8 protein-coding genes and 1 rRNA gene are annotated in these 8,164 nt (G+C 66.3%); all 9 read right to left on the minus strand.

Going from position 1 to position 8,164, the window contains the following annotated elements; all coding sequences use genetic code 11:
- Positions 1-116: 116 nt before the first annotated feature.
- The 9 genes from G3I56_RS40045 to rrf all read right to left on the minus strand — a co-directional run bounded on the left by G3I56_RS40045 (position 117) and on the right by rrf (position 8,154).
- Positions 117-590 (minus strand): bifunctional nuclease family protein, encoded by a 474-nt coding sequence (locus tag G3I56_RS40045; RefSeq protein WP_033327106.1) that lies wholly within the window; start codon positions 588-590, stop codon positions 117-119.
- A gap of 85 nt (positions 591-675) precedes the next feature.
- Positions 676-1,410: a MerR family transcriptional regulator gene (locus G3I56_RS40050; protein WP_164418058.1), complete on the minus strand. Its 735-nt coding sequence runs from the start codon at positions 1,408-1,410 to the stop codon at positions 676-678.
- 42 nt (positions 1,411-1,452) lie between these two features.
- Positions 1,453-1,992, minus strand: a complete 540-nt coding sequence (locus G3I56_RS44920; RefSeq protein ID WP_275406961.1) for an FHA domain-containing protein — start codon at positions 1,990-1,992, stop codon at positions 1,453-1,455.
- Positions 1,993-2,479: 487 nt separating this feature from the next.
- Complete coding sequence (locus G3I56_RS40060; RefSeq protein ID WP_164418062.1) at positions 2,480-3,373, minus strand: DUF881 domain-containing protein; 894 nt, start codon at positions 3,371-3,373, stop codon at positions 2,480-2,482.
- A gap of 5 nt (positions 3,374-3,378) precedes the next feature.
- Positions 3,379-3,711, minus strand: coding sequence for a small basic family protein (locus G3I56_RS40065; RefSeq protein WP_006376801.1), 333 nt, complete (start codon positions 3,709-3,711; stop codon positions 3,379-3,381).
- The gene (locus G3I56_RS40070) at positions 3,708-4,604 is read right to left on the minus strand and encodes a DUF881 domain-containing protein (protein ID WP_239135391.1); all 897 of its coding nucleotides are present in this window, start codon (positions 4,602-4,604) and stop codon (positions 3,708-3,710) included. Before G3I56_RS40070 ends, G3I56_RS40065 begins: the two co-directional genes overlap by 4 nt.
- Before the next feature lie 108 nt (positions 4,605-4,712).
- A complete protein-coding gene (locus G3I56_RS40075; RefSeq protein ID WP_164418064.1) occupies positions 4,713-7,208 on the minus strand; it encodes a mannose-1-phosphate guanyltransferase in 2,496 nt (831 codons plus the stop codon).
- 111 nt (positions 7,209-7,319) lie between these two features.
- On the minus strand, positions 7,320-7,928 hold the full coding sequence (locus G3I56_RS40080; protein ID WP_164418066.1) for a CDP-alcohol phosphatidyltransferase family protein: 609 nt from the start codon (positions 7,926-7,928) through the stop codon (positions 7,320-7,322).
- Positions 7,929-8,037: 109 nt separating this feature from the next.
- Positions 8,038-8,154: ribosomal RNA gene (gene rrf / locus G3I56_RS40085) — 5S ribosomal RNA — on the minus strand.
- Between the last annotated feature and the right edge of the window lie 10 nt (positions 8,155-8,164).

Genomic DNA, 8,164 nt, shown 5'->3' on the forward strand with positions numbered 1-8,164 from the left:
TCTCACACGCCGCTGGCAATTGCCATCATCCGTGACGTCACGGTCCAAAAGACGCGCCCCACCGACCAATGGGTGCGTGGGGCGGCCCGAGCCTCGTCAGCCGTCGCTGTCGCGGCTCACTGGCTGTTGGTCCCGAAGTCCTCGGGGGAGATCTGGTCGAGGAACTCGCGGAACTTCTCCACCTCGTCCTCCTGCTCGTCCGGGATCGCGATCCCGGCGTCATCGAGCACTCCGTCACTGCCGTAGATCGGCGTACCGGTACGCAGCGCCAGCGCTATGGCGTCGGACGGACGGGCGCTCACCTCGACTCCGCTGGCGAACACCAGTTCCGCGTAGAAGACACCGTCGCGCAGATCCGTGATGCGCACCTCGGTGAGCTCCTGGCCGACGGCCTCCAGCACGTCCTTGAACAGGTCGTGAGTCAGCGGTCGTGCGGGGGCCATGCCCTGCTGGGCGAAGGCGATCGCCGTCGCCTCACCCGGTCCGATCCAGATGGGAAGGTAGCGGTCGCCTCCCACTTCACGCAGGAGCACGATCGGTTGGTTGGAGGGCATTTCGACCCGGACACCTACGACATCGAGCTCGTTCACACAGCAACCCTAGGCCGTGCCCGGGACGTTTGGGTAGTCGGGCACGGAACGGGTGGCCGATCCGCACTCCAGCTGCCCTCCGCGCTCAGGGCTGCCGCATTCCCAGCGCGATCCGCACCAGGGCCGCGTGCAGCTTCACCGTGAGCCCCGACAGTTCCTTGCTGCGGGCCTCCGCGAGGGCCCTCGTCTGCGGATTGCGGTGACGCTTGAGGGGGGCCACCACCTGGTCGACCAGGCCGGCCTCACGGTCGGCGGCGGCCTTCATCACCCGCAGATGCCGAGGCTCGATCCCGAACCGCCCCAGCTCGGCGACGAGCGCGGCGACGGTGACCGTCTCCGCGTCGTACGACCCGTCGGGCAGCGGCGCGACCAGCCCGTACGACTGCCACTCCTTGAGTTCCTCGTCACCGATCTCGGCGGCGGCGAGCAGTTCGGCGCGGCCGATCCGGACGGCGGTGGGTCCCTCCGGCTCCAGGACCGGCTCGCCGTCCCGCTGTCGGCCGACGGTGGGAAGCGGAACGGCCTCCCCACGCTCCATGGCGTCCAGGTACTCCCTGATCACCTTGAGCGGCAGATAGTGGTCCCGCTGCATCCTCAGGACATGGCCGAGACGCTCGACGTCCTCCGGGCTGAACTTGCGGTACCCCGACGGGGTCCGCTGCGGCTCGATGAGCCCCTCCGACTCCAGGAAACGGATCTTGGAGATGGTGACTTCGGGGAACTCGTCGCGCAGCGCGTTCAGCACTGTGCCGATGCTCATCAGCCCACTGTCCGCGGCGGCGATGCCGTGCCCGGCATCGCCGCTCGGTGTTTGAAGCATGGACCTTCCCTGGGGTTCCCCCGGACTCAGTCCGGAGAAGGGTCAGTAGCCCCGCTGGCTCGCCGCGTAGAACACCAGCCGGTACTTGCCGATCTGCACCTCGTCACCGTTCGACAGAGCAACCTGGTCGATCCGCTCACGGTTCACGTACGTGCCGTTGAGGCTGCCCACGTCGGCGACCGTGAACATGCCGTCCTGGGCACGGCGGAACTCAACGTGCCGACGCGACACGGTCACGTCGTCCAGGAAGATGTCGCTCTGCGGGTGACGCCCGGCCGTGGTCAGCTCACTGTCCAGCAGGAAGCGGCTGCCCGAGTTCGGGCCACGGCGCACCACCAGAAGCGCCGACCCGAGCGGCAGCGCGTCCACCGCGGCCTGCGCCTCGGGCGAGAGCATCGGCATCTGCGTCTGACCGGTCACCTCGGCGTCGTACGCCTCAATGCCGGAGATGGAGATCGTGGACGTCGTCTCCGACGGACGCTCGGGGGTGACCCCGGGCCGCAGCGGCGCACCACAGTTGGAGCAGAAGCGGCTGTTCTCCGCGTTGCGGTTACCGCACCTCGTACACACCAGGGCCGACATCGACGGATCCTCCTGCCGCGGCTGCCCCGCCGGGGCATTGGACGCATACGGATCGGAGGGAAACTCTCCACCCGAACTTGAGGTTGACGGTTCCCCGAAACCTATGCGCCCGGACTGGGCAGGGTCAACAGACGGCGCGCCCTGACCTCCCGGAACGTCACCGCCCGGACCGCCGACCTGATCCCGGAACAGCGGACGCTGGCCGTCCGCGTCGGGCTGTGCGCGATGACGGGCGGTCGCGTTGTCGCTGTTGCCCTCTCGTGCGCTCTTGCCGAACAACTTCGCAAACAACTTCACGGGCGATTCCCCTTGACCGAAACAGACCCGCCCGTGGGGCAGGACGAACCCTGACTGCACCTACCGGTAGACCCGGACACCTTCACAACGTCCGCCGCCACCTGACAGTTTCCACCACGCACCACCCATTCGGTGCGCCGACCCCCCGCAACCTCATGCCCTCCCCGGACAGCGCCCATGCACCCCCGGTTCACTGGGAGGACGACCGAGCGTAGTCAGGCTGCTTCGCCGCTCGCAAGGCGTCCACGACGATCTTGTCCGCCCGCTCCACGGTAACGGTGGCCTGCTCCTTCTCCAGAGTCTGCACCACCCCTCCGGGGATGTTGAGCGCCGGTTCGAGGTCCTGCGGCTTACCGATGACCTTGAAACGATAGGGAGCGTCGATCTTGTTCCCGTCGACGCTCACTCCCCCACCGTCCTCGTCCGCCAGAAAGGTCCCCGCGACAACCCGCACACCGTTGACCTGGATCGCCTCGGCACCGGCCGCACGCAACTCCTGGATCGCGTCGAGCAGCATGTCGGCTTCGACCTTTCCCTTCGTGTCCTCGATGGTCAGCGTGATCCCGGGCCCCTGAGCGGCCACCGTGCCCGCCAGGATGCCCAGTTGCCGCTCCTTCTCGACCGTCTGCTTCCGGGCCTCCTCAGCCTGGTCCGAGCTGTTCTCCAACTCGGTCCGCTGATCTTCGAGACCGCGCTTCTCGTCCTCAAGACGCTGCGTACGGTCATCCAGTTCATCCAGAATGCGTACGAGATCCTCCTGACGTGCACCGCGCAGCGCACCGTCGTTGTCACTGGTGGACGCGACCTGCACCGCCAGCCCGAATCCCAGCCCGAACAGCAGCAGCGCGACGATGAGTTGGGCCCGGGTCACCCGCGGCGGCCACAGCCCCTTCCCCAGCCGCTGACGGCCGGTCAGGGACGCCTCGGTCTCCTCGCCGTCCACCGCGGCCCCCACGTCCAGGGCCTGCGCGTCCGAGGACTCCGCGGGCGTGGCAGGGACCTCCTCGGGCAGTTCCTCGCGCAATCGCTTCTCGCCCGCCTCGGGGTGCTTGTCGCTCGCGTCGTTCTTGTCGTTGTCACTCATCGGCGTCAGGCCCGGAAGACGTGCCGGCGGATCGCCGCGGCATTCGAGAAGATACGGATACCGAGGACCACCACGACACCTGTGGACAACTGGGCACCGACGCCCAGCTTGTCGCCCAGGAAGACGATCAGCGCGGCCACGACGACGTTCGACAGGAACGACACCACGAAGACCTTGTCGACGAAGATCCCGTCGAGCATCGCCCGCAGACCGCCGAACACGGCGTCCAGGGCCGCGACGACAGCGATGGGAAGGTAAGGCTCGACGACCGCCGGCACCTCGGGCCGGACCAACAGTCCCGCCACGACGCCCACGACGAGGCCCAGTACCGCGATCACGATGTGCCCTTCTCTGTTCTCGGCTGTGCTGTACGTACGATCACGCTCGGTGCGGCGGGCAGCCGGAGGTCGCTCTCCACGGAGATGCTGGTCCGGATGTCGAAGTTCTCCTGCAGCGCGTGCAGATACAGTCCGTCGGCGCTGTCCTGGAACCTGCTGCTCAGCCGCTTGCCGTCCCCCACCGCGAGCACCGTGTACGGCGGCACCAGCGGCTTGTTGTCGACCAGTATCGCGTCTCCCGCGGCCCGGATCGCCGACAGCGCCGTCAGCCGCTGCCCGTTGATGGCGATGGCCTCGGCACCCGACTGCCACATCCCGTTCACGACCCGCTGCATGTCCCGGTCGCGCACCCGCCCGGTGTCGGAGAACCCGGAGGTCTCCCGCGCATCCCCGCCGGCACCGCTGTCGGCTTCTTTCGCGTCGTCCACGACGAGTTTGACACCCGGCCCGTGCACCTCGGTCGCCCCTGACAGGATGCCCACCAGGTCGGCCTGTTCACCGCCGCCCTCCGACTTCAGCGCCGCACGCTGCCGCGCGCTCACATCGTCCCGCAGCTGGTCGACCGTCGTTTCCAGCTTGTCGGCCGACTCGGTCTCCCGGTCGATGCGGTCGATCAGCTCTTCGCGCTCCTTGGCGATCACAGGGGCCGCTATCCGTGCCTGAGCCGCCCCCACAGTCACCACGAGAGCGGCGAGAACCAGACCGGCGGCAAGGCCCAGCTTCGCTCTCAGCGGCTTCGGCAGCCCGCCGTCGCCCGCGGCCTTCCGACGCGCGGCAGCCTCGGCATACCCCTCGTCGAGGCTGTGGTCCATGACGTTGGTGAGCAGCGACATGGACGCGTCCGGGCGGGTTCGGCTCGTGGAAATGCTCCGAACGGGGGGCTGCTGCGGCATGCCGCACATCGTCCCACGTCGCGACCAGTGCCTCCGAACGACCCCACCGGCGTGCCGGACAGGCTCCCTTGGGGATCTCCCGTCCGGCACGCGCGCGTGGACGTCGATTCAGCGACCGGCGCCATCCACGACGGCGGACCACTCGTCGAGCAGTGCCTGAGCGGAAGCGTCGTCCGGTCCCTCGGCCCACAGATGCGTGACGGCCTCTGCCGGGTCGGGCAGAACCATCACCCAACGCCCGTCGGTCTCGACCACGCGCACCCCGTCAGTCGTGTCGACGAACCGGTCTCCGGCCTCCTCCACAACCCGCCGCATGACAAGCCCCTTGACGGCCCAGGGAGTCGCCAGATCCCGCTTCAGAACGTGAGCCCGCGGAATCCTGGCATCGATCTGGCTGAGCGTGAGCTGCGTCCGCGCGACCAGCCCGATTAGCCGTACGAAGGCCGCCGAACCGTCGAACACGCTGCTGAACTCGGGGACGATGAAACCACCGCGCCCGTCCCCGCCGAAGATGGTCGACTCATCGCGCCCGACCCGGGTCAGATCGTCGGGCGATGTAGTGGTCCACTCCACCTGCGTGCCGTGATAGGCGGCGACCTGCTCGGCAATTCGGGTGGTGGTCACCGGCAGCGCCACTCGCCCACTCCGGCGTTCCGCGGCCACCAGATCGAGCATGACGAGCAGCGCCCGGTCATCCTCGATGATCCGCCCCTTCTCGTCGACGAGTGAAAGCCGCTCACCCACCGGGTCGAAACGCACACCGAAGGCGGCACCTGCCGACGCCACGATTTCCCCGAGACGCACCATCCCGGACCGCCGGGTATCCGCGGACTCCGTCGGCCTGGACTCGTCGAGACCGGGATTGATGGTCAGCGAATCGACCCCGAGTTTCCCGAGCAGACTGGGCAGCACAAGTCCCGCGCTGCCGTTGGACGCATCCACGACAACCTTGAGCCCGGACTCCGCGATCCCGGTCGTATCGACGTTTCGCAGCAACGAACCGGTGTACGAGTCGAACACACTGGCCGGGAAATGCAGATCCCCGATCTCCCCGGGGAACGCGCGCCGGTACTCCTGCCGCGCGAACACCCGGTCCAGCTTCCGCTGACTTGCCTGCGAAAGATCTGCCCCCTGCCCGTCGAAGAACATGATGTCGACGGAATCAGGCACACCGGGCGTCGTCCGGATCATGATCCCCCCGGCACTCCCCCGAGCGGTCTGCTGCCGAGCCACCGGCAGCGGTACGTTCTCCAGGTCCCGTACGTCGATGGCGCTGGTCTGCAACGCGGAGATGACCGCACGTTTCAGCGCGCGAGCACCGCGGGAGTGGTCGCGGGCGGTCGTGACGGTGGACCCCTTCTTCAAGGTCGTCGCATATGCGCCGGCCAACCGCACCACCAGCTCGGGCGTGATCTCGACGTTCAGGATGCCGGACACTCCACGGGCACCGAAGAGATGCGCCTGCCCTCTCGATTCCCAGATCACCGAGGTGTTGACGAAAGCGCCGGCCTCGATCGTCTTGAACGGGTAAACGCGTACGTTCCCCTGAATGATCGATTCTTCACCGACGAGGCACTCGTCGCCGATGACCGCTCCGTCCTCGATCCGCGCCGCGCGCATGATGTCGGTGTTCTTCCCGACCACGCAGCCACGCAGATTGCTGTGCTGGCCGATGTACACGTTGTCGTGCAGCACGGCCCTGTGCAGAAAGGCTCCGCTCTTGACGACGACGTTCGAGCCGACAACGGTGTGCTCGCGGATTTCCACGCCGGCCTCGACCTTGGCGTAGTCCCCGATGTAGAGGGGACCGCGGAGCACTGCATCGGGATGCACCTCGGCGCCCTCCGCGACCCACACACCGGGCGAGATCTCGAAGCCGTCGAGCTCGACATCCACCTTGCCCTCAAGGACGTCGGCCTGCGCCTTCACATAGCTCTCGTGCGTACCGACGTCTTCCCAGTACCCCTCGGCGATGTAGCCGTAGACCAGCCGTCCTTCCTTCATCAGCTGCGGGAAGACGTCACCGGACCAGTCGACGGAGACATCAGCCTCGACGTAGTCGAAGACTTCGGGCTCCATGACGTAGATGCCAGTGTTCACGGTGTCGGAGAAGACCTGCCCCCAGGTCGGCTTCTCGAGGAAGCGCTCGACCTTGCCCTCCTCGTCGACGATGGTGATCCCGAATTCCAGTGGATTGGGCACCCTCGTCAAGCAGACAGTGACGAGCGCACCCTTTTCCTTGTGGAAATTGATGAGCTCGGTGAGGTCGAAGTCAGTCAGCGCATCACCGGAGATGACGAGGAAGGTGTCGTCCTTCAACGCCTCCTCGGCGTTCTTGACGCTTCCGGCGGTACCGAGTGGCTTCTCCTCATTGGCATAGGTGAGCTCCATCCCGAGCTCTTCACCGTCACCGAAGTAGTTCTTGACGAGCGAGGCCAGGAACTGAACAGTGACGACTGTCTCGTTGAGCCCATGCCTTTTGAGCAGCCGCAGCACATGCTCCATGATCGGCCGATTGGCCACTGGCAGGAGCGGCTTGGGCATGCTTGAGGTCATTGGGCGAAGGCGCGTGCCTTCGCCTCCGGCCATCACGACGGCCTTCATGTCGGAAGCGTCCTCCTTGAAGAAACGGTCTAGCCGACTTCACCCGTCCAGATTGTCCCGCACATTTTCGAAGCGGGCCATCGAGCCACTACAGTCGCCCAATCGGCGAGCTCAATCGGCCATGGGGTCCGCACGGACCAGCCGGCGAACTTGTACCACGTACAGGACTCCTGCCCACCAGTACAGGGTTGTACCCCATCCGGCGAACGCCCATCCGAAAATAGCAGCGAGTGACGGGAGCCATCCACTTCCGTCACTGAGTAGAAGTAGCGGGAAGGCGTACATCAGGTTGAACGTAGCGGCCTTCCCCAGGAAGTTCACCTGCGGCGGCGGATACCCATGACGTCTGAGGATGCCCACCATCACCAGCAGAACCAGCTCTCGCGCCAGCAGTGCAGCGGTCAACCAGATTGGCAGAATCTCGCGCCAGGTGAGGCCGACCAAAGTCGAGAGAATGTAGAGCCGGTCGGCTGCAGGATCAAGGAGCCGGCCAAGACCGCTGATCTGGTTCCAGCGCCTCGCGAGCTTGCCGTCCAGATAGTCACTGATCCCGCTCAGCATCAGCACCAGGAGTGCCCAGCCGTCGCTCTTCGGACCGCCGAACTCGGGCCGAAGGATCAGCCAGAGAAAGACGGGTACGCCGACGAGGCGCGCCATGCTGAGGATGTTCGGGATGGTGAGGACCCGGTCTGTCTGGACGCGGGTCTCCTGGACCTCCACCCGGGGGCCTCCTGTAGAAAACGAGCCAACGATGCCCCCTGACCTTACCTCAACGCAAAAAAGCTCCGGCTCTCGGGCGGTATGCCCGAGAGCCGGAGCTATAAAAGGAGTTCGGCGGTGTCCTACTCTCCCACAGGGTCCCCCCTGCAGTACCATCGGCGCTGTGAGGCTTAGCTTCCGGGTTCGGAATGTAACCGGGCGTTTCCCTCACGCTATGACCACCGAAACACGGTGAA

It is taken from the genome of Streptomyces sp. SID12488, assembly GCF_010548275.1.
Taxonomy (GTDB): domain Bacteria; phylum Actinomycetota; class Actinomycetes; order Streptomycetales; family Streptomycetaceae; genus Streptomyces.

What these genes read in the sequence shown, in the direction of transcription:
- G3I56_RS40050 (WP_164418058.1), bottom strand. Translation starts at nt 1,410, where the DNA reads ATGCTTCAAACACCGAGCGGCGATGCCGGGCACGGCATCGCCGCCGCG.
- G3I56_RS44920 (WP_275406961.1), bottom strand. Translation starts at nt 1,992, where the DNA reads ATGTCGGCCCTGGTGTGTACGAGGTGCGGTAACCGCAACGCGGAGAAC.
- G3I56_RS40060 (WP_164418062.1), bottom strand. Translation starts at nt 3,373, where the DNA reads ATGAGTGACAACGACAAGAACGACGCGAGCGACAAGCACCCCGAGGCG.
- G3I56_RS40070 (WP_239135391.1), bottom strand. Translation starts at nt 4,604, where the DNA reads ATGCCGCAGCAGCCCCCCGTTCGGAGCATTTCCACGAGCCGAACCCGC.
- G3I56_RS40075 (WP_164418064.1), bottom strand. Translation starts at nt 7,208, where the DNA reads ATGAAGGCCGTCGTGATGGCCGGAGGCGAAGGCACGCGCCTTCGCCCA.